The organism is Streptomyces xingningensis, assembly GCF_054957865.1.
On record NZ_JBDJPF010000042.1, the window covers coordinates 1 to 18,638 of the forward strand.

The following is an 18,638-nucleotide window of genomic DNA, read 5'->3' on the forward strand; positions in this document are numbered from 1 at the left end:
CATGCGCTCCCTCACCGCGTACGACCACTGAACCCCTTGGCATCAGTCATCTAGGGCCCGCACCGACCCATAAGACCCGCCTCAGGTGTCACGCGCCACCAGGGCACCTATGGTCGCCAGCCCCAGCACCACCCATGCGAACCACAACCACCCATTGCTGCCCAGGGCCACCGTATAGGCGGTCACCGCCACCAGACCGCCCACGGTCAGCCATGCCATCGCCTTCGCCGAGCCGGGCATCCCGCACCTCCTCACGGCGGTCCCTACGCACATATCGGACGCACATATGCGCGGACCGCGGCCAGGAGACCATCGTCTCCCCGCCGCGGCCCGTACCGCCATAGCGCTCAAGGGGCGAAGAACATCACCGACCGCGCGCCTGGAGCGAGGCCAGGTACGCGTTGTAGGACGCCAGCTCCTTGTCGCCGTCCCGGTCCGCCGCCCGGTCGCTGCGTCTCGCCTGCCGCTGCTCGGAGCGGTACCACTGGTACGCCAGTGCCAGCAGCACCACCACCGACGGGATCTCGCTGAACGCCCAGGCGATGCCCCCGCCCGCCTGCTGATCGTTCAGCGCATCGATGCCCAGCGAGGCCATGGGGTGCTTATAGGTGCCGATCATCGGCTCCGAGGCCATCATCAGCGCGATCCCGAAGAAGGCGTGGAACGGCATGCCGGCGAACAGCTCCAGCATCCGCATCACATACCCCGGCCGGTGCGGGCCCGGGTCCACGCCCATGATCGGCCAGAAGAACACCAGGCCCACCGCGAGGAAGTGCACCATCATCGTGATGTGCCCCGCCCGGCTCTCCATCAGGAAGTCGAAGATCGGAGTGAAGTACAGGCCGTACAGGCTCGCGATGAACAGCGGGATGGTGAACGCCGGGTGTGTGATCACCCGCATATAGCGGCTGTGCAGCAGCGCGACCAGCAACTCGCGCGGCCCCTTGCGCCCGTGCCCCGCCGTCGGCAGGGCCCGCAGCGTCAGCGTCACCGGCGCGCCCAGCAGCAGCAGGATCGGGGAGAGCATGCTGATCACCATGTGCTGCACCATGTGCACGCTAAACATGACCATGCCGTAGTCGTTCAGCTTGGTGCACATCACCAGCCAGATCGTCACCACACCGACGACGAACGACACCACCCGGCCGACCGGCCACTTGTCCCCGCGGCGCCACAGCCGCACCACACCCCAGCCGTACAGCGCCAGCCCCAGCAGGCAGCCGATCACAAAGAACGGGTCGCCGCTGAACTCCAGCCCCCGCCCCAGCGTGAACGGCGGCATATCCATGTTCATGCCGTGCATGCCGTGCCCGCTGTGATCCATCCACTCTCTCCCAATTCGGACCAATGCGCCGGGACCAGAGTAGAGGCGCCCCCGGCCGGAGCTTCCGGCGGGGCTCGCTCAACTCACAGCACACACTCCGCCTCGTCGTACCGCTCCCACGGCACCGTCTTCAACCGCTCCACGGCCTCGGCCAGCGGGACCAGCGTGATGTCCGTCCCGCGCAGTGCCGTCATCATCCCGAACGCGCCGCGGTGCGCGGCCTCCACCGCGTGCCAGCCGAAGCGCGTCGCCAGCACCCTGTCGTACGCCGTGGGTGTGCCGCCCCGCTGCACATGGCCGAGGATCACCGGGCGCGCCTCCTTGTCCAGGCGCCGCTCCAGCTCGACCGCCAACTGCCGGGCCACTCCGGCGAACCGCTCATGCCCGTACACATCCGTGCCACCGGTCTCGAAGATCATCGAACCCTCGCGCGGCTTGGCGCCCTCCGCGACCACCACGATCGCGAAGCGCTTGCCCGCCTCAAAGCGCTTGCCGACGGTCGCGGTCAACTCGTCGATGTCAAAGGGGCGTTCCGGTACGACGATGGCATGCGCTCCGGCGGCCATGCCCGAGTGCAGGGCGATCCAGCCGGTGTGCCGGCCCATCACCTCGACGATCAGCACCCGTTGATGTGATTCGGCCGTCGTCTTGAGCCGGTCGAGGGCGTCCGTGGCGACACCCACCGCCGTGTCGAAGCCGAAGGTCACATCGGTGGACGCGATGTCGTTGTCGATGGTCTTGGGCACTCCCACGATGGGCAGGCCCGCATCCGACAGCAGCCGGGCCGCCTTGAGCGTGCCCTCGCCGCCGATCGGAATGACGGCGTCCAGACCCAGCTCGGCGACATGCTCCTTGGCCCGCCCGACACCGTCCCGCAGCTGGGCGGGCTGTACCCGGGACGAGCCCAGGATCGTGCCGCCGGCGGCCAGGATGCCGGCCACCGCCTCCAGGTCCAGCGGGCGGTGGTCGCCCTCCAGCAGACCGCGCCAGCCGTCCCGGAAGCCGATGACCTCGTCACCGTGGTCGACGACCGCGCGGTGCACGACGGACCTGATGACGGCGTTGAGACCGGGGCAGTCGCCGCCGGAGGTGAGAACACCGATGCGCATGACAGGCAGAACCTTCACAACAGGGGCGGGGAACCGGACCCCGTCGTCCGGCCGGATCCCCGCCACCCTACTAAGCGAGGGCGGCGGGGACCGTCACCGTCCGTCATGCGGGCTGGGACGCCGCCGCGATCCGCTCGTTGCGCAGCGCCTCGTACCACCGGTCGTCGACCGGGGGCAGGGCGTTGACGTCCAGCGCCAGCTTGATCAGCAGGTCTGCGATATGCGGATTGCGCGCCATCACCGGACCGTGTGCGTAGGTGCCGAAGACGGTGTCGTTGTACGCGCCCTCGGTGCCGTCGCCGGTGCCGTTGCCGTTGCCGAACCGCACCCGGGCCAACGGGCGGGCCTGTGGGCCGACATGGGTCACACCCTGGTGGTTCTCGAAGCCGGACAGCGGCGGCAGGCCCAGCCGGTCGTCGATGTCGGCCAGCACATCACCGACGCAGCGCTCGCCCTCGCCCCGGGTGCTCACCACGTCCAGCAGGCCCAGGCCCTGCTCGCGCTGGTCCAGGTCGTTGATGAACTCATGGCCCAGGATCTGGTAGCCGGCGCAGACCGAGAAGACGATCGCGCCATTGGCGACGGCACGGTTGAGACCACCGTCGCGGCGCAGCCGCTCGGCCGCCAGCCGCTGCGGGCGGTCCTCGCCGCCGCCGATCAGATAGATGTCCCCGGAGGTCGGGATCTGCTGGTCGGAACGGACATCCAGACGCTGGACATCCAGGCGGCGCTGACGCGCCCGCCGCTCCAGGACCAGGGCATTGCCCTGGTCGCCATAGGTGCTGAGCAGGTCCGGGTAGACCCACACCACACGCAGACTGTTCTGGCTCATGCTCACACTCCCAGTGCGGGTCAGTTGCCGACGTGGCGGCGGAGGTCCTGGAACGCGGTGTAGTTGGCGATGACCTCGATCCGCCCGGGCGGGGCGCTCTGCACGGCCTCATCCACGGTCTCGCAGACCCGGAAGTCCAGGCCCGCGACCTCCAGCCGCACCGCGAGGTCGAGCTTGCGGTCACCGATGACGAAGATCGGGTGGCCGGCGAGCCGGGTGTAGTCCACGTCCCACAGCCATGAGGTGTCGGTGCCGTCCGCGCCCCGGGCGTTCACCGAGAGCAGCACCGGCGCGGGCGGACCGTCGATCAGCGAGAAGGTCTCCAGCCAGCCGGCCGGGTTCTTGGCCAGCAGCAGCCGTAGCTCCCGGCCCAGGAACGTCACCACGTCATACCGTCCGGCGACCGCCTGGACCTGGTACATCCGCTCCAGCGCCACCTGCGGCGGCACCCCGAAGGTGGCGGCCACGGCGGCGGAGGTGGTGGCGTTGGCCTTGTTGGCCCGGCCCGGCAGCTGAAGGTGGATCGGCCACGCGGAGCCGTGCGGGTCCAGTACGTAGTCGCCGGACAGCGCCCAGCTCGGGGTGGGCCGCCGGAAACCGCACTCCCCGCAGAACCAGTCGTCGCCCGGGCGCTGCATCACACCACCGCACGACGGGCAGGACCAGGCGTCGTCCTTCCACTCCTGGCCGGCCGCCACCCACACCACGTTCGGCGAGGAGGACGCGGCCCACACGATCAGCGGGTCGTCGGCGTTGGCGATCACCACGGCCTTGGTGCCGGTCAGTCCCTCGCGCCACTTCTCGGCCAGCATGCGGGTCTCCGCGGCCCGGTCGAGCTGGTCGCGCGAGAGGTTCAGCAGCGCTATGGCCTTCGGCGAGACGTCCCGGGCCACCATCGCCAGGTACTTCTCGTCCACCTCGATCACGCCGTAGCGCGCGTCCGAGCCGCCCGCCAGGGCGGAGGTGATGCCCGCGGGCATGTTCGCGCCCAGCGCGTTGGAGACCACCGGTCCGCTGGCGCGCAGCGCCTCGGCGATCAGCCGGGTCGTGGTCGTCTTGCCGTTGGTGGCCGAGACCAGGACCACATCGAGATGGGTTGCCAGCCGGGCCAGCAGATCGGGGTCGAGCTTGAGGGCGACCTTGCCACCGATCACCGATCCGCTGCCGCGTCCCGCAGCCCGCGACACCGCCGCGGCCGCCCGGCCGGCCGTCACGGCCAGCTTGGCTCGCGGCGACAGCGGCCCAGTGTTGCCTGCCATCGTCCTAGATCCTCCTTGCATCCGGCGCCGCGCCTGTTCCTGGTCCGTACGCTGGAACGCCCCCTCCGCGCCGAATCGCCAGCCAGGAGGCATCGGTCGGGGATCAGCCTATCGAGGTCCGGCCGTGGGCCCGAACCTGCCACCGTCGGAACGTAGGGTTGTCGGCATGCGAAGAGGCTCGATTCCCGGCGGTTCCGGACTTGTGCGCCCCGTCCGGCTGCTCGGGGACCGGGTCCTCGGGGCACCCTGTGCGGAGGTCACCGCGTTTGACGCGGACCTCGCCGGGCTCGTCGATTCGATGTTCGCCACCATGTACGCGGCCCGGGGGGTGGGACTCGCCGCCAATCAGATCGGCGTCCCGCTGAGGGTGTTCGTCTACGACTGTCCCGACGACGAGGACCGCCGCCACCTCGGCCATCTCGTCAACCCCCGTTTGGTGGAGACCGGCGGTGTCACTGTCCGGGGCCCCGAGGGCTGTCTGTCCCTGCCCGGCGTCGAAGCGGGTACCGAGCGCTTCGACGAGGCCGTGGTCGAGGGGTTCACGGTGGACGGCACCCCGGTACGGGTCAGCGGCACCGGGTTCTTCGCCCGCTGCCTGCAGCACGAGTGCGACCACCTCGACGGCGGCCTGTACGTCGACCGGCTGACCGGGCTGCGCCGCCGCCGGGCGCTGCGAGCGGCACGCCGCGCGCCTTGGGCGGAGCACGTCGTAGGTTCCTGAGACCGCTAGTGCCGCGTCAGCCAGGGTTTGCCCCAAAAGGAGCGGCGTCCGGTGCGTGCTCTCGGCGTGCCGGCCGGAAGTCCGCGTACTGGACGTACTTGGGCTTTCGGCCGGTGCGGCGAGAGGGCGTGCCGGGCGTCGCGACGGGGCGAACCCTGGCTGACGCGGCACTAGAACCCCGGCCCGTCCGCCCGGTCGCCCGCGGCGGCCAGCCGTCCCCACAGCAGGTCCGTGAGGTGCCGCACCAGCTGTGCGCGGGGGCACGGGCACTCGCGCAGCCACCAGTCGCCCGCCGCGTGCATCATGCCGACGACTCCGTGCCCCCAGACCCGTGCCGCCTCTTCGCCGTCCGGCCCGAGGTCGACCCGCTCCGCTATGACCAGGGCCAGCTCCTCGCCGAGGCGGCGCAGCAGCGGTGCGGAGTGCCGCCCCACGTCGAAGCCCTGCTCCGCGAGCTGGCCCTCGTCGGCCGGGTGCATCAGAAACCGGTACACCTGTGGCCGTGCCTCGATGGCGGCCAGATAGGTGTCCAGGGTCGCCTCGACCCTGGACCGCCGCTCGGCGGGGGCGTCCAGCGCGGCGCGCAGTCCGGCCAGCAGCGCATCGGTGTGCCGTACGGCCAGCGCCCGGTACAGGCCGCCCTTGTCGCCGAAGTGCCGGTAGAGGATCGGCTTGGTGATGCCCGCCTCGGCGGCGATGGCGTTCATCGACGCGCCGGGGCCCTCCCGGAGTACGACCCGGTCGGCCGCCTCCAGCAGTTCCTTGCGGCGCCGCTCGGTCGCCCGCCGCTGGTCTTCCCGCTGGCTGGTTTCCATCGGATGTGCCTCCCCGCCCCTGGTGTTCGTCTAGCGCTCGCGCAACGTAACACCCGCTCCACGTGCGGGAGTCGGAGGGGGAGGGGGAGTTGACAGTTGCTACTGGCGGGTAACAGACTCGCGTTACCGCACGTAAGGGTGGCTTGGAGGGGCGATGACGGAGTTCGCGCTGGAGCTCAATGACGACCAGAAGGCCGTTCGTGACTGGATCCACGGGTTTGCCGCCGACGTCATGCGCCCCGCGGCCGCGGAGTGGGACGAGCGCGAGGAGTTTCCCTGGCCGGTGGTCCAGGAGGCCGCCAAGATCGGCCTGTATTCGCTGGACTTCTACGCCCAGCAGTTCTTCGACCCGACCGGTCTGGGGGTCCCGCTCACCCTCGAGGAGCTGTTCTGGGGCGACGCGGGCCTGGGCCTGGCGATCGCCGGCACCGGGCTGGCCGCGGTCGGCGTCCTCACCAACGGCACCGAGGAACAGGTCGGCACCTGGATCCCGCAGATGTACGGGGATGCCAACGATGTGAAGGTGGCCGCCTTCTGCTCGTCCGAGCCCGACGCCGGCTCCGACGTCTCGGCGATGCGCACCCGTGCCGTCTACGACGAGGCCAAGGACGAATGGACGCTGACCGGCACCAAGACCTGGGCGACAAATGGCGGCATCGCCAATGTCCATGTCATCGTCGCCGTGGTCGAGCCCGGACTCGGCGCCCGCGGCCATGCCTCGTTCATCGTCCCGCCGGGCACGGCCGGTCTCTCCCAGGGCCAGAAGTTCAAGAAGCACGGCATCCGCGCCTCCCACACCGCCGAGGTCGTCCTCGACGAGGTGCGTGTTCCCGGTCACTGTCTGCTGGGCGGCAAGGAGAAGCTCGACGAGCGGCTGGCCCGTGCCCGGGAGGGCGCTCGGGGCGGAGGGAGCGTCAAGAACGCCGCGATGGCCACCTTCGAGGCCTCCCGCCCCGCCGTCGGCGCCCAGGCGGTGGGCATCGCCCGCGCCGCGTACGAGGTGGCCCTCGACTACGCCCGGACCCGCGTCCAGTTCGGCCGTCCGATCATCGACAACCAGGGCGTCGCCTTCCAACTCGCCGACATGCGCACCCGCATCGACGCGGCCCGGCTGCTGGTCTGGCGCGCCTCCTGGATGGCCACCGCGGGCCAGCCCTTCACCGCGGCGGAGGGCTCCATGTCCAAGCTCTTCGCGGGCGAGACCGCGAAGGCCGTCACCGCCCAGGCCATGCAGATCCTCGGTGGCAACGGCTATACGCGCGAATATCCGGTGGAGCGGATGCACCGCGATGCGGCCATCTACACCATCTTCGAAGGGACCAGCGAGATCCAACGGCTGGTGATCGCCCGCGCGTTGTCGGGAATGCCGATCCGGTAGGGCGGCTGTGCAGGAAGACGCGCGTGGAGCGGTCCGCAAGCGGACCACAGCCCGCGGGGCTCTGCCTCCACCATGGGGAGCAGCCATTGCGGAAGGCCGGATCGACTGGAGCATGGTCGGTGTGGACTCGACCTCGTGCCATGCCCATCAGCACGCCGCGGTGCCCACACCGACGCGCCGCGTACCCGTGGACGGCGCGGGGTATGGCGAGAGTCAGCGAGTACGAGCCGGGGCGAAGGGGATCCCCGAAGCCATGCCGCGATAGCCGACCATGAGGGACTCGCCGAGGAAGCTCACGCCGATGGAGAGCTGGAGGGGGCGTGCGTTCTCGTGCATGCCCATCTTCACCGCCAGGACATTGAAGCCGGCCGTGACCGCCAGGGCGCCGATCAGGGTGAGGAAGGTGCGGCCGGTGTATCGCTGCCACAGGACGCCTCCCTTGTCGCTGAGTTGAACGGTGGCGCCGCGGAGTGCGCCGAGTGTCACACCGAGGACGGCGCCCATGATGACCCAGGTGAGGTCGGTCCCGGTCAGGTCCGTCTTCTTGACGAGGGACAGGATGCCGATCCCGGTCAGGATCGCCGGGGTGATGAAGAGTTCCTTCGTATTGACCGGTTCACCGGCCATCCGTTTGATCACGACCACGATCACGACCGCCGCGATGATCGCGGCGAGCAGCCAGGGATTCACGCAGATACCACCTATCTTTGCAGCATGAACGTGCTAAAAACATTAGCTCGGTCGTGCTATAAAGGCAAGATGCCGAAGATCGTCGATCCCGTGGCCCGCCGCAGGGCGGTGGCGCAGGCCGTCCTGTCCGTCGCTGCCCGGCATGGACTGGAGCATGCGTCGCTGCGCAACGTCGCCGATGAAGCCGGACTCGCCATCGGCTCGGTCCGCCACTACTTCGCCGACCACGATGAGTTGATGACCTTCACGATGAGGGAGCTGAGCCGGCGCATCGGCGACCGCGTCCGCACCCACGCCGAGCGGCTCCTGGCTCCCGACGGCCGCACCGACCGCCGGGCCGAAACGGAAGAGCTCCTGGCCGAGTTCCTCCCCTTGGACGAGGCCCGCCGCCAGGAGTCCGCACTCTGGCTCGCCTTCACCGCCGCAGCACACACCCGCCCCGAACTGCGGCCCTGCGCTGCCGAGATGCAAGCCGACCTGCACACCCTGATATCGCGTGTGCTGCACGAAGCCCGGTGCGCCGGCGGGCTGCCAGGCGGCATGGACGTCGAACTGGAAAGTACGCGACTGGCCGCCCTCCTCGACGGACTCAATCTCCAGGCAACGCTGCTGCCGGACCGCTATCCACCCAAGCTGCTCCGGCAGGTACTGCGACGGCACCTGGATGCCCTCAGGACCGGCAACTGACCTCCGGCCAACGCGATTGGCGTGCACGCTTCGCAGGCATCAAGGGCGCACCGAACACCCGGTCACTCCCTCACCGAGGACGGGCAGCGCAACCTCAGCACGCTCGGCGTCGACCATATGCGTCCGAGCCGCTTGGCATGAAGGCCAATCCCCGGTCGGCCCGTCGCCACTCGTACGACGGTCTGACCCATCGGACAGGGCCTGGTGGTCGTAGGCGGTCAGTGCGCGCATGGCTGGTTGGCCGCGCATGAACCTGGCTCCCCTCAACAGGCCCCTTGGAATCGATCATTTAGGCTGGCGCGGTGACTGATGAGCAGGAGCGGGTGCAGCCGTCGGGAGTGTGGGCCACGGCGGTGGGGGTGGCCAGGGTGCGGGCGCTGGAGACCGAGCGGGAGAACGCACTGTTCCGCGACCCGCTGGCACAGGCCTTCGCCACTGCCGGCGGCCTGTGGCCCTCCTCGCCGCCGCTGCCCGATGACGAGGCCGCGCGACGCCGCCGACTGGCCGTGTCGTACTCCATCGTCATCAGGACGAAGTTCCTCGACGACCTGTTGCAGCAGGCCTCCGCGTCCGGGGTCCGGCAGGTCGTGCTGCTCGGCGCCGGTATGGACAGCCGGGCCTTCCGGATCGACTGGCCCGAGGGCACCCGGCTGTTCGAGGTCGACACCGCCGCGCCACTGGACTTCAAGGCTTCGGTGCTGCGCCAGGAGCGGGCCGTCGCACGCTGCGAGCGGATCACCGTCGCGGTGGATCTGCGTGAGGACTGGCCAGGCGCGCTGGCCGCCGCAGGGCACGACCCGGCCGTGCCGACCGCGTGGATCGCCGAAGGACTACTGATCTATCTGCCCGAGGACGCGGTGGAGCTACTCCTGGCCCGGATCAGCACGCAGTCGGCGGCAGGCAGTCGGATGGGGCTGACATTGGGCTCGCGCGGCGTGATCGAGCGCTTCGGCGCGGACGCCGCGCCGGGATCGGCGGCATCCATGTGGGTCTCGGAGATGCCCGACGACCCGGTGGGCTGGCTGGCCGGACACGGCTGGAAGGCCGACAGTCACACCCTGCGCGAGCGCGCTGTCGCCTACGGCCGTCCGATCAGTACCCCTCCGCAGCGCGAGGAGCGGCCCGGCGGACTGATCTCGGCGGTCCGCCGGTAGAGCGCCTCCCGGTTCCCAGCGGTGGCTGACCGTGGACTGGCTGACACCGAAGACCGCCCGCACAGCAGAACCCGTTGCTCGCTGTCGAGCCCCGTGAGAGCATCAAGGTTCAACGGTCCGACTCCTTTCGTTTGCGCTTCGCAACGCAGATGAAAGAGTGCGGGCCGTTGCCATGTCCACGGTTTTGGGCAATCCACCAAGATCTGCGAATGGCAGGTACCGTTTGATGCACACAACAGAGCCAACAGAAGTCTGCATCGAGGATGCGAGCAACACCTTGGTTGCGCCTTCGATGTTGCAAGATAATGACGTGATCAGGGACTTCTTCGGGTCCACAATCACGCCAGAGGACCTTGCTTCTGGCTCGCACAACCTCGCGCAGAAGACCGTCTACCTGTGTGGCGATATATCCGGGATCAGCGGTCGCCAACTCCATGCGGCTGCCCGGGTGTTCGTTATCCGGGAGCTATCACACGGTTACCACGAGGATGCCGACAAATCGTGGACTCTCGTCGATCTCGGCCGAGTTCCCATCCGCGTACACGGCGTCGGCGTGTACTACCGCCGCTTTTTCGGACTCGGCGACGATCACTTCGGACGGATCCGTGCGGAGCACGCGTTCCAGTCCCTGACGGAGTCCACCAAGCCTGGAACAGCCCATCGCAGCGGAATCTATCTGACGCCCGTCACGCGGAACGGTGACGAACTACATTTCCGCCTGCTCCGGTGCTCCACGAATCTTTCGGGGCCGACCGAGAGCTTTCGTCCGACCGACACGCGCATCGTCGAGGCTCTGAACCGCGAGGCCGCCGCCGTCTTCCGGAACCAGGCACCGCTGAATCACGTCCTCGCCCAGATCTACCACAACACCCTTGCCACGGCCGAGCGCAAGCAGTCCAAGGCCAAGATCTCGGCCCATGCCGACAAGACCAAGGACATGCCCGTCAACGGCATCATGGCCTTCTGCACCTTCTATGACCGGCTCGACAAGCTGCAGCCCCTGGCCGAAGACGCCTTCGACTACGGTGTGAAGGGTGCCAGCGGGCTGACCAAACTCCACTTTCGCCTCAAGAAGCCGACCGAAAAACGCGACGGGGTCGCGCTCCCCCCGCAGTTCACGCTGACTCTCTATCCCGGCTCCGTGTTCTTCATGCCGCTGTCCACCAACCGCCTGTATACGCACGAAATCCGACCCTCAACGTTGGACGCCGAGTTGCTCCCGACCCGCCTGGGATACGTGGTGCGCTGTTCGAGCACCGAAGCCGTTCACAAGAACGGTCACACGTTCCTCAAAGTGGCCGGAGATTTGGTGAAGCTGGAGCCACCCACACCGGCCGGCATGAACGAGCTGCGCAGGCTGTACGCCGAGGAGAACAGGACCTCGTCCCTCATTGATTACGGCGACGAATTTCTCTTCAGCATGAACACGGGAGACTATGTTGCCCCCCGAGTCTAGGATCTCGGATGAGATCCTCTCGTGCGCTTTGCCAACCGAGGTGAATCTCTTTGCGGAGCTGTCCGCGTCGGCTCGTTTGGAAGACGTAGGAAAAGACCGACGAGGCGCCGTGCTTACCAAGATCGACGAGGCGGGTGGTGTACCTCTCGTACGTACTACCACTCGATACAACAGCCCGACGCAGCGTTTCCGGGCGGTGCACAAACGGCTGGCGCAACAGATTCAAGAACGTGCGGCGCTTTCGGTCGGCTTCAACAACGCTCTCATCGAGAGCTACACGAACGCTTACACAACCATGGGCAGCCATTCCGACCAAGCCCTCGATCTGGCCAACGAGTCGTTTATCGCCGTCTTCTCCTGCTACCAACACCCCGAAGCGAGCCCGCCGAGGAAGCTGATCTTCGAATCAAAGGGGTCCGGTGGCGAGAAGTTCGAGATCCCTCTCGCCCACAACAGCATCGTCGCTTTTTCTGTCGACTCGAATCGGCAACTCAGGCACAAGATCGTATTGGACACGCCCGTCCAGGCGGCGGACAACCAGTGGTTGGGCGTAACGTTTCGAACGTCAAAAACCTTCGTTCGGTTTCGCGACGGACATGTTTACCTCCCGCAGGGTGCGCGCCTCACGTCGGCCGACGACGAGCAGAGGCGCGAGTTTTACCAACTACGGCGCCGTGAGAACAATGAAACGGACTTCATCTACCCCCTGCTGACGTACACCATCAGTGAGAGCGATCTGATGCCGCCCGTCTGACCTTTAGGGCTTTTGAATAACCCTCGAGAACACTGTCTGCCGTGTCCCCGCCATCTCGGTTTGGCGGGGACGCATTGGTATCTGGTGAACTCGGTCGGGCAGGTTCGTCGTTGGCGACCTGCTGGGCAACGCCCTGTGGCAAGGACAAGGCCGTGGTGATGCGTCGGGTTCGTCTGCTCGCGGCCAGCCATGCCGTCCGGAGTTGTTCGTACCTCCGACGCTCACGATCGGTAAGCGCCCGTCCCTGGCTCGCATCGAGGAGCGCGCGGATGGCCGCGTTGATGGCTCTGGAAGGCAGGTCGTCGAAGTCGTGGTCGGATGGCATGGGATCAGGTTACGAGCGGGCACTGACAGCGGCTTGGGCTTAACCTCGTGCTTTCACGGAGTATGTTGTCCGACTGGTGGTCAGGCAAGCAGAAAGTGCCTTTGACCGGCGAGAAAGAGGAATGTCGAGTCCTTGTTTGCGTACCGGCCGGAGGCACTTCCCAGGTGCCGAAGCGTCGGGTCCTACCCGCGCGCGGGCTCCAGCACGAAGACGGGGATCACACGGTCGGTCTTCTCCTGATATTCGGCGTACGGCGGATACGCGGCGACCGCGCGCTCCCACCACTCGGCTTTCTCTTCCCCGGTGATCTCACGGGCCGTCATGTCCCGGCGTACGGGCCCGTCCTGGAGCTCCACGTGCGGGTCGGACTTGAGGTTGAAGTACCAGACCGGGTGACGTGGGAAGCCGCCCTTCGAGGCCACGGCCGCGTACCGCCCCTCGTGCTCCACGCGCATCAACGGGATCTTGCGGATCTTGCCGCTCTTCGCGCCGCGCGTCGTGAGGATGACGATGGGCAGGCCCGTGTCCCGGAGCGTCGATCCCTGTGTGCCGCCCGAACTCTCGTACAGCTCGACCTGATCGCGCACCCACTGTGCCGGACTCGGCTCGTACTCGCCCTCAAGAGGCATCGCATTCACCCCATCGTCACGTCATGAAGTGTGGTGTCCGACAGGTGGTCAGGTAACACGCAAAGTGCCCATGACCAGCAAGAATGAGGATTGTCAAGGCCCTTGTTCCCACTCCGGTCGGAAGCACCTCCCAGGTGCAGAAGCATATCGGGTGCTACCCGCGGTTCGTGTCGGGAGCGGTGGCCGTTCGGTGGTCTCACAGGCCGGGGCGGTGCTGCTGGTCGAGACGGTCCGCAAGTCCGGCCTGGACGACGCGATATCGGCGGCCTTGCGCCCTGGCGCAAGCCGCGGGCGGTGCACGACCCGGGCAAGGTCCGGGTGTCCACCAGTTTGCGCAGGTCAGCGCGGAATCACCCAGTCCGGCGCCCAGGTCCCGGTGGCGTTGTGGTCGGCCGCTGTGGTGGCGAGGTGGGCGCGGAGGGTGGCCAGCGCCGGGTGGGGGTTGTCGCGGTGCCACAGCAGCGAGTGCGGGTAGACGGGCGTCGGGTCGGTCACCGGGATGCGGCGCAGGCCGTGGCCGGCGGGCCAGATGAGGCGGGTCTGCTCGCCCATGAAGGTGGCCAGGGCCGGGGTGTCGGCGACGGTGTCGAGGAGGGCGTCGGAGCCGAAGTTGGGGCCGGTCGCCTCGATGGTGAGGCCGAACTCGGCGACGAGGTCGTCGTAGTAGGCGGCCCACTCGGTACCGGGGACGACGCCGGGCATCCAGATCCGGTGCCCGGCGAGCTGAGCGAGGGGCACCGACCGGGCGCCCGCCAGTGCGTGGGCGGGGCCGGTGAGAAGCTGGAGCGGCTCGTCGAGCACCCGGACGGACTCGATGTCCTCGGGAAGGGGCCTGCCGGGCGCGGCGACGGCGCGGAAGGATGCGTCGATCGCACCGGACCGGATGGCGGCGACGGCCGTCTCGATGTCGAACAGCATCACCACGTCGAGCTCGATGTCGGGGTGTGCGCGATGGAAGCCACGCATCAGGCCCGACTGCGCGCTGCGCGAGGCGATCACGTCGACGCGCAGCGGACGGCGGCCGGGGCGCACGGACGCGACCGCGCGCTCGGCGACGCGCAGCAGTTCGCGCGCGTGGGGCAGGAACGCCTGCCCGTCGATGGTGAGTTCGGCGCCGCGCGGGGTGCGGGTGAACAGCCGCACACCGAGGTTGCGCTCCAGTGCGGCGATGCGCTTGGAGACGGCTTGCTGGGTGACCGCCAGCTCGGCGGCGGCCTCCTGGAACTGCCCCGCGTCGGCGGCGGCAGCGAAGGTCCGAACGGTGTCGAGGTCCATGCGGAAACCCTATAGGCACAACCTTTGGTTGTGGCCGGGTGGCTCCGCGGTTGTTTGATCCCCGGGTATGGAGCCCGCTTTGATGCTTCCGATCGCGAATCGGTTGTGCGAGTGAGTGGCGAGGGGCGTCGGGTATGAGAAGCGGGCATCGGTTGGGGCGGCGGTTTGGATGGCTCTGGGGGGCGTACGGGACCAGCGCGCTCGGCACGTGGCTCGCCTTCGGCGCGTTCCCGCTGATCGCCATCCAGGTGCTGCATGCCGGACCGGCCGAGGTCGCCGCGCTGTCCTCCGTGGGGACTGCGGTGGGCGCGGCCGTGGCGGTGCCGCTCGGCCCGTGGGTGGAGTTCCGCCGGAAGCGGCCGGTGCTGATCGCGATGGACCTGGTGCGGTTCGCTGCGCTGCTGACGATCCCCACCGCGTTCGCGCTCGGCGTGCTCACCCTCCTTCAGCTCCTGCTGGTCTCGGTCGTCGTCGCGGCGGCCGACATCACCTTCCGCGCCGCCTCCGGCGCGTACCTGAAGACGCTGCTGCCGGCCGAGGACCTGCTCGTCGCCAACGCCCGGTTCGAGTCCACGACTTGGACGACCACGATCATCGGACCACCGCTGGGCGGCGCGGCGATCGGGTTCCTCGGTCCGGTGGCGACGGTGGTGGCCGACGCGGTCAGCTACCTGCTCTCGGCCCTGGGCATCCGCGCGACGGGCGGGCCCGAGCCGCGGCCCGAGCGCCGGGAGGCCGCACGCACGCGGGTCGGGGACCTGCTCGACGGCTGGCGGTACATCCTCGCCGACGCGACGCTGCGTCCGCTGTTCTTCAACACCGCCTTGTTCAACGGCCTGCTGATGGCCGCCGACACGCTGCTGGCCGTACTGATGCTCGGCCAACTCGGCTTCGCATCCTGGCAGTACGGCCTCGCCTTCGCCGCGCCCGCGATCGGCGGGCTGCTCGGTTCACGGCTGGCCCGACCACTCGTCACCCGGTACGGGCAGCACCAAGTCCTGGTCGCTGCCGGGACGCTGCGGGCGCTCTGGCCCGTCGGGCTGGCCTTCCTGGGCCCGGGGACCGGAGGGCTGCTGTTGGTGATGGGCGTCGAGCTCGGGCTGATCTTCTGCTGCGGGGTCTTCAACCCCGTCTACGCCACCTACCGCCTCGAGCGCACCGTAACCGATCGGGTCGCCCGCACGCTGTCCGCCTGGTCGGTGACGACCAAGTCCTCGACCGCGCTCCTGACGGCCGCATGGGGCGTGCTGGGCAGCCTGCTCGGCCCGCGTACGGCTATCGGCCTGGCCGGCGTGTTCGTGCTGGCGACCCCGCTGCTACTCCCTCGACACCACCACAGGCCACAGCACAAGCCGGAACTGACTCGTAGCCACACATGACACACCACAACTCGCCACGTGCCGACCAGGCACCATCAAGCAAGGAGAGCACTCGCATGAGCCCTGCCCTCGCACTTGACCCCGCGCACACCGCTCTTCTCGTCATGGATTACCAGCCCGCGATCCTGGCCCTGCTGCCCGAAGGCGGGGACTGCGAAGCCCTGCTCGGCCGGATGGAAGGGGCCATCGCCGACGTTCGCGCCAACGGCGGCACCATCGCCTACGTCCGCGTCGGCTTCACCGAGGCCGACTGGGACGCGATCCCGGCCACCAACAAATCCTTCGCCCCGCTGGCCCAACACCGCGTCATGCACCACAAAGACCCCGCCGCTGCCATCCATGAGCGCCTGGCTCCCCAGGACGGCGACATCATGGTGCGCAAGATCCGCTACGGCGGCATATCCACCACCGACCTTGACCGGCAACTGCGCGAGCGCGGCATCACCACTCTGGTCGTCTCCGGCATCAGTACCAGCGGTGTCGTCCTGTCCACCGTCATCGACGCGGCCGACCGCGACTATCAGCTCTACGTCCTGTCCGACGGCGTCGCCGACCCTGACATCGAAGCCCACAACGTCCTGCTCCACCAAGTCTTCCCCTCACGGGCCCACATCATCGACACCGCCGAGCTGCACACCCTGCTCCGGGCTGACTGACTCGAACTGCCGAGCCACCCCTGGCCGAGGGGCCGGCGGTGCTGCAGCAACTCGAAGCCGGTCAGACCCGCGGCAAGCACGCCCTCGATCCCTGGCGCTAGGAACGCCCGTGACTCACCGCATACAACGTTGTGTCGATCGGCTGCGTGTCGTTGGACGGCGAGTGTCGTTGTCCGTATTCGGGGCAGCTCATCCTCCCGCCGACCTCAAGGAGCCGTAATGCGCCTGTTCCGCACCGGAGTCGCCGTCTTTGGGGGGCTTGTGCTCTCCGTCTCACTGGCCACCAGCTCGGCGGTGGCCGCAGAGGGTCAGTTCGCCTGGGTGGGACCCAAGGGAAAGGTCTACTCGGTCCAGAACCCCCCGGACCACAAGTGCCTCGACATGGGACAGGAAGCCAGGGAACCGCACAACCTCACGAAAAGGCCGCTCGCCGTGTACTCGAACAAGAAATGCAAGGGCGCCGCGGCACGCGTGGAGCCGGGCAGGCACGGTGGCCAGGGCCTGAAGTTCGCCAGCGTCCTCTTCAACCCGTGACGCGGCCCTCCGGAGTTCTGGGTCCGTGATGAGACGGGGCCGCGCCCGGATCGAGAGTCAGACCACAACGGAGATCACGACGATCACCCAGCAGCCCCAGGCGCATCGCGATTGGATGCACCAGGCCTCGCTACTGGGCGGGGGCGATGTCTATGAACTGGTGATTGGTGCGGATACGGCCGTCATCGTCCAGGATGATCAACTCGGTGCCCACCGCGGCCACTTCACCGCCGTCGGCCGGAACCATGTGCCAAGTGATCCGCATAGCCTCGTGGTTGACCTGAAGGTTGTGCACGGTGAAGACGAAACCCTTCGCAATGAAGTCGTTGTACGCCTCGTCGATGGCTTGGGCGACTGCGTCGTGCCCGCGGTACTCCGCGGCCACGTTCGCGTAGTGGCCATCGCCCGCCCACAGCTCGCCGACGGCCTTCCGGCGGCGCCCCGCATGCGTCTCGTTCCAGGCGGCAGCGTAACGCGTTGCGAATTCGTCAATCGATCTCAATTTCATTCCTCTCACGACGATCAGCGGCAATCCCGGATTCTGGGCGGCGACCGGCACTTCCGGTCGCGCCCCCTCCGGACATTCCACAGATTCGCAGTGGCCCGAGACACTGTCGATTACCTCGGAAGTAATGCGGCCCACGGCCGCCGTCGGCCCCGGCCGGCACCGTCGTCCTCGGCGCGCTGCGGGGGGCCGTCGCTGACGGCCCCCGCTGACGCGTCGGCGCGGGGGGGCTCAGCCCGGGTGGGCGCCCACCGTGTCGCGGATCTGCTGCCCCAGTCCCTTGGCGCCCTCCCGGGCGCAGTGTGCGCAGCAGAAGAAGCGTCCCTCGACTTCGACGCCGTGGCCGATGATGCGGCCGTCGCACTGCTCGCACTGGGGCGCGAGCCGGGTGATTGCGCATTCAAAGCTGTCGAAGGTGTAGATCTGGCCGCTGACGGTCTTGACCTCAAAGGCCATCCAGTAGTCGTTGCCGCAGGTGTTGCAGGTCGCCATGGGAGCGCTCCGGGGATCGGCTGTTCTTCGGGCTATGCCTCGCATGATCCTTACGGAACCGCCCTGCTCGGCCCGTGCACCGGGCGCCCCTCACTCGAAAGTGGGAATTCGCACGGCTGTGTGCGGTAGGGCGCTCGCGCCGCCCCGCTATGACCCGTCCTCGATGTCCGAGATCAGCTTGGTGCTCAGATCGCTCTGCACGGCCAGCCGGGTGTGGCCGGCGCTCTTGCCGGTGCCCCAGGTGAGGGTGACCGTGGTGAACAGGTGCCCGGCGCCCGAGTTGTCATAGGCGACCTCCCAGTGGGTGGGCACGTTCTGGGCGCGGAGCACGCCGTCGGCGTGGTGGGTCTGTTCCCAGACGGCCAGGCGTTGTTGGAGGTCCTGGGTGAGGTAGTAGGCGCGAAGCGACTCCGGCAGGGAGCCGGAATCGCCCGATACCGCGTCGATATACGCCCCGTAGAAGTCCGCGACACGGTCCACGGCGGAATCCGGGCTGCCGCCGCGGACCGGGTCGCCCCCCGACGGAGTCTGGTGTGCCTGCTCGTCCGACATGAGTCCCCCCGGAATGCCACAAGTCATGCTTTTTGCGTGATCGGTGGAATTCTGCCCAGGGTGGGGCTTGACCACACGTGCCGCTGCGCTGCCGTGCATCGCCGGGCGACGG

General features: G+C 68.2%; 21 protein-coding genes and 2 pseudogenes. 11 read left to right on the forward strand and 12 right to left on the reverse strand.

Features of this window, described 5'->3' with window-relative positions; genetic code table 11:
* Nucleotides 1–81: 81 nt before the first annotated feature.
* The 5 genes from ABCR83_RS21235 to ABCR83_RS21255 all read right to left on the reverse strand — a co-directional run bounded on the left by ABCR83_RS21235 (nucleotide 82) and on the right by ABCR83_RS21255 (nucleotide 4,524).
* Nucleotides 82–240, reverse strand: coding sequence for a hypothetical protein (locus ABCR83_RS21235; RefSeq protein WP_462696688.1), 159 nt, complete (start codon nucleotides 238–240; stop codon nucleotides 82–84).
* Between the two features lie 124 nt (nucleotides 241–364).
* Nucleotides 365–1,324, reverse strand: a complete 960-nt coding sequence (locus ABCR83_RS21240) for a cytochrome c oxidase assembly protein (protein WP_462696689.1) — start codon at nucleotides 1,322–1,324, stop codon at nucleotides 365–367.
* 83 nt (nucleotides 1,325–1,407) lie between these two features.
* Nucleotides 1,408–2,433: a 6-phosphofructokinase gene (locus ABCR83_RS21245; RefSeq protein WP_462696690.1), complete on the reverse strand. Its 1,026-nt coding sequence runs from the start codon at nucleotides 2,431–2,433 to the stop codon at nucleotides 1,408–1,410.
* Nucleotides 2,434–2,536: 103 nt separating this feature from the next.
* On the reverse strand, nucleotides 2,537–3,265 hold the full coding sequence (locus ABCR83_RS21250) for a type 1 glutamine amidotransferase (protein ID WP_462696691.1): 729 nt from the start codon (nucleotides 3,263–3,265) through the stop codon (nucleotides 2,537–2,539).
* Nucleotides 3,266–3,285: 20 nt separating this feature from the next.
* Nucleotides 3,286–4,524: a DUF1727 domain-containing protein gene (locus ABCR83_RS21255; RefSeq protein WP_462696692.1), complete on the reverse strand. Its 1,239-nt coding sequence runs from the start codon at nucleotides 4,522–4,524 to the stop codon at nucleotides 3,286–3,288.
* A gap of 166 nt (nucleotides 4,525–4,690) precedes the next feature.
* On the opposite strand from ABCR83_RS21255, the gene def reads away from it, so the two are divergent.
* Nucleotides 4,691–5,245, forward strand: a complete 555-nt coding sequence (def, locus tag ABCR83_RS21260; protein WP_462696693.1) for a peptide deformylase — start codon at nucleotides 4,691–4,693, stop codon at nucleotides 5,243–5,245.
* A 170-nt stretch (nucleotides 5,246–5,415) separates the two neighbouring features.
* Here def and ABCR83_RS21265 read toward each other — a convergent pair whose 3' ends face one another.
* The gene (locus ABCR83_RS21265) at nucleotides 5,416–6,060 is read right to left on the reverse strand and encodes a TetR family transcriptional regulator (RefSeq protein WP_462696694.1); all 645 of its coding nucleotides are present in this window, start codon (nucleotides 6,058–6,060) and stop codon (nucleotides 5,416–5,418) included.
* A 154-nt stretch (nucleotides 6,061–6,214) separates the two neighbouring features.
* On the opposite strand from ABCR83_RS21265, the gene ABCR83_RS21270 reads away from it, so the two are divergent.
* Nucleotides 6,215–7,438: an acyl-CoA dehydrogenase family protein gene (locus tag ABCR83_RS21270; RefSeq protein ID WP_462696695.1), complete on the forward strand. Its 1,224-nt coding sequence runs from the start codon at nucleotides 6,215–6,217 to the stop codon at nucleotides 7,436–7,438.
* Between the two features lie 94 nt (nucleotides 7,439–7,532).
* Nucleotides 7,533–7,625: pseudogene (locus ABCR83_RS21275) on the forward strand (IS5/IS1182 family transposase); the annotation flags it as partial.
* A 26-nt stretch (nucleotides 7,626–7,651) separates the two neighbouring features.
* On the opposite strand, the gene ABCR83_RS21280 reads toward ABCR83_RS21275, so the two are convergent.
* Complete coding sequence (locus tag ABCR83_RS21280; RefSeq protein WP_462696696.1) at nucleotides 7,652–8,128, reverse strand: DUF1453 domain-containing protein; 477 nt, start codon at nucleotides 8,126–8,128, stop codon at nucleotides 7,652–7,654.
* Nucleotides 8,129–8,197: 69 nt separating this feature from the next.
* Here ABCR83_RS21280 and ABCR83_RS21285 point away from each other — a divergent pair, with 69 nt between their 5' ends.
* From ABCR83_RS21285 to ABCR83_RS21300, 4 genes are all read left to right on the forward strand, one after another.
* Nucleotides 8,198–8,815 (forward strand): TetR/AcrR family transcriptional regulator, encoded by a 618-nt coding sequence (locus tag ABCR83_RS21285; RefSeq protein ID WP_462696697.1) that lies wholly within the window; start codon nucleotides 8,198–8,200, stop codon nucleotides 8,813–8,815.
* A gap of 302 nt (nucleotides 8,816–9,117) precedes the next feature.
* Nucleotides 9,118–9,969, forward strand: a complete 852-nt coding sequence (locus ABCR83_RS21290) for a class I SAM-dependent methyltransferase (RefSeq protein ID WP_462696698.1) — start codon at nucleotides 9,118–9,120, stop codon at nucleotides 9,967–9,969.
* Between the two features lie 226 nt (nucleotides 9,970–10,195).
* A complete protein-coding gene (locus tag ABCR83_RS21295; RefSeq protein ID WP_462696699.1) occupies nucleotides 10,196–11,425 on the forward strand; it encodes a hypothetical protein in 1,230 nt (409 codons plus the stop codon).
* The gene (locus tag ABCR83_RS21300; protein WP_462696745.1) at nucleotides 11,409–12,179 is read left to right on the forward strand and encodes a hypothetical protein; all 771 of its coding nucleotides are present in this window, start codon (nucleotides 11,409–11,411) and stop codon (nucleotides 12,177–12,179) included. The genes ABCR83_RS21295 and ABCR83_RS21300 overlap by 17 nt, the downstream gene beginning before the upstream one ends.
* A gap of 507 nt (nucleotides 12,180–12,686) precedes the next feature.
* Here the strand turns inward: ABCR83_RS21300 and ABCR83_RS21305 are convergent.
* Nucleotides 12,687–13,133 (reverse strand): nitroreductase family deazaflavin-dependent oxidoreductase, encoded by a 447-nt coding sequence (locus ABCR83_RS21305; protein WP_462696700.1) that lies wholly within the window; start codon nucleotides 13,131–13,133, stop codon nucleotides 12,687–12,689.
* Between the two features lie 83 nt (nucleotides 13,134–13,216).
* Here ABCR83_RS21305 and ABCR83_RS21310 point away from each other — a divergent pair.
* A pseudogene (locus ABCR83_RS21310) lies at nucleotides 13,217–13,466 on the forward strand (hypothetical protein); the annotation flags it as partial.
* A 6-nt stretch (nucleotides 13,467–13,472) separates the two neighbouring features.
* Here the strand turns inward: ABCR83_RS21310 and ABCR83_RS21315 are convergent.
* Nucleotides 13,473–14,408 carry a LysR family transcriptional regulator gene (locus ABCR83_RS21315; RefSeq protein WP_462696701.1) on the reverse strand — a complete coding sequence of 312 codons (936 nt, stop codon included), beginning with the start codon at nucleotides 14,406–14,408 and terminating at the stop codon, nucleotides 13,473–13,475.
* A gap of 134 nt (nucleotides 14,409–14,542) precedes the next feature.
* On the opposite strand from ABCR83_RS21315, the gene ABCR83_RS21320 reads away from it, so the two are divergent.
* The 3 genes from ABCR83_RS21320 to ABCR83_RS21330 all read left to right on the forward strand — a co-directional run bounded on the left by ABCR83_RS21320 (nucleotide 14,543) and on the right by ABCR83_RS21330 (nucleotide 16,977).
* Nucleotides 14,543–15,787 (forward strand): MFS transporter, encoded by a 1,245-nt coding sequence (locus tag ABCR83_RS21320; RefSeq protein ID WP_462696702.1) that lies wholly within the window; start codon nucleotides 14,543–14,545, stop codon nucleotides 15,785–15,787.
* A 56-nt stretch (nucleotides 15,788–15,843) separates the two neighbouring features.
* A complete protein-coding gene (locus tag ABCR83_RS21325; RefSeq protein ID WP_462696703.1) occupies nucleotides 15,844–16,443 on the forward strand; it encodes a cysteine hydrolase family protein in 600 nt (199 codons plus the stop codon).
* A 219-nt stretch (nucleotides 16,444–16,662) separates the two neighbouring features.
* Nucleotides 16,663–16,977, forward strand: coding sequence for a hypothetical protein (locus ABCR83_RS21330; RefSeq protein ID WP_462696704.1), 315 nt, complete (start codon nucleotides 16,663–16,665; stop codon nucleotides 16,975–16,977).
* A gap of 130 nt (nucleotides 16,978–17,107) precedes the next feature.
* On the opposite strand, the gene ABCR83_RS21335 is transcribed toward ABCR83_RS21330, so the two are convergent.
* The 3 genes from ABCR83_RS21335 to ABCR83_RS21345 all read right to left on the reverse strand — a co-directional run bounded on the left by ABCR83_RS21335 (nucleotide 17,108) and on the right by ABCR83_RS21345 (nucleotide 18,526).
* Nucleotides 17,108–17,509 carry a nuclear transport factor 2 family protein gene (locus ABCR83_RS21335; protein ID WP_462696705.1) on the reverse strand — a complete coding sequence of 134 codons (402 nt, stop codon included), beginning with the start codon at nucleotides 17,507–17,509 and terminating at the stop codon, nucleotides 17,108–17,110.
* A 204-nt stretch (nucleotides 17,510–17,713) separates the two neighbouring features.
* Nucleotides 17,714–17,974, reverse strand: coding sequence for a Prokaryotic metallothionein (locus ABCR83_RS21340; protein WP_462696706.1), 261 nt, complete (start codon nucleotides 17,972–17,974; stop codon nucleotides 17,714–17,716).
* 147 nt (nucleotides 17,975–18,121) lie between these two features.
* Nucleotides 18,122–18,526, reverse strand: coding sequence for a hypothetical protein (locus ABCR83_RS21345; protein WP_462696707.1), 405 nt, complete (start codon nucleotides 18,524–18,526; stop codon nucleotides 18,122–18,124).
* Between the last annotated feature and the right edge of the window lie 112 nt (nucleotides 18,527–18,638).

Coding starts and splice junctions, on each gene's coding strand:
- ABCR83_RS21235 (WP_462696688.1), bottom strand. CDS start 240: ATGCCCGGCTCGGCGAAGGCGATGGCATGGCTGACCGTGGGCGGTCTG.
- ABCR83_RS21240 (WP_462696689.1), bottom strand. CDS start 1,324: ATGGATCACAGCGGGCACGGCATGCACGGCATGAACATGGATATGCCG.
- ABCR83_RS21245 (WP_462696690.1), bottom strand. CDS start 2,433: ATGCGCATCGGTGTTCTCACCTCCGGCGGCGACTGCCCCGGTCTCAAC.
- ABCR83_RS21250 (WP_462696691.1), bottom strand. CDS start 3,265: ATGAGCCAGAACAGTCTGCGTGTGGTGTGGGTCTACCCGGACCTGCTC.
- ABCR83_RS21255 (WP_462696692.1), bottom strand. CDS start 4,524: ATGGCAGGCAACACTGGGCCGCTGTCGCCGCGAGCCAAGCTGGCCGTG.
- def (WP_462696693.1), top strand. CDS start 4,691: ATGCGAAGAGGCTCGATTCCCGGCGGTTCCGGACTTGTGCGCCCCGTC.
- ABCR83_RS21265 (WP_462696694.1), bottom strand. CDS start 6,060: ATGGAAACCAGCCAGCGGGAAGACCAGCGGCGGGCGACCGAGCGGCGC.
- ABCR83_RS21270 (WP_462696695.1), top strand. CDS start 6,215: ATGACGGAGTTCGCGCTGGAGCTCAATGACGACCAGAAGGCCGTTCGT.
- ABCR83_RS21285 (WP_462696697.1), top strand. CDS start 8,198: ATGCCGAAGATCGTCGATCCCGTGGCCCGCCGCAGGGCGGTGGCGCAG.
- ABCR83_RS21295 (WP_462696699.1), top strand. CDS start 10,196: ATGCACACAACAGAGCCAACAGAAGTCTGCATCGAGGATGCGAGCAAC.
- ABCR83_RS21305 (WP_462696700.1), bottom strand. CDS start 13,133: ATGCCTCTTGAGGGCGAGTACGAGCCGAGTCCGGCACAGTGGGTGCGC.
- ABCR83_RS21315 (WP_462696701.1), bottom strand. CDS start 14,408: ATGGACCTCGACACCGTTCGGACCTTCGCTGCCGCCGCCGACGCGGGG.
- ABCR83_RS21320 (WP_462696702.1), top strand. CDS start 14,543: ATGAGAAGCGGGCATCGGTTGGGGCGGCGGTTTGGATGGCTCTGGGGG.
- ABCR83_RS21325 (WP_462696703.1), top strand. CDS start 15,844: ATGAGCCCTGCCCTCGCACTTGACCCCGCGCACACCGCTCTTCTCGTC.
- ABCR83_RS21330 (WP_462696704.1), top strand. CDS start 16,663: ATGCGCCTGTTCCGCACCGGAGTCGCCGTCTTTGGGGGGCTTGTGCTC.
- ABCR83_RS21340 (WP_462696706.1), bottom strand. CDS start 17,974: ATGGCGACCTGCAACACCTGCGGCAACGACTACTGGATGGCCTTTGAG.
- ABCR83_RS21345 (WP_462696707.1), bottom strand. CDS start 18,526: ATGTCGGACGAGCAGGCACACCAGACTCCGTCGGGGGGCGACCCGGTC.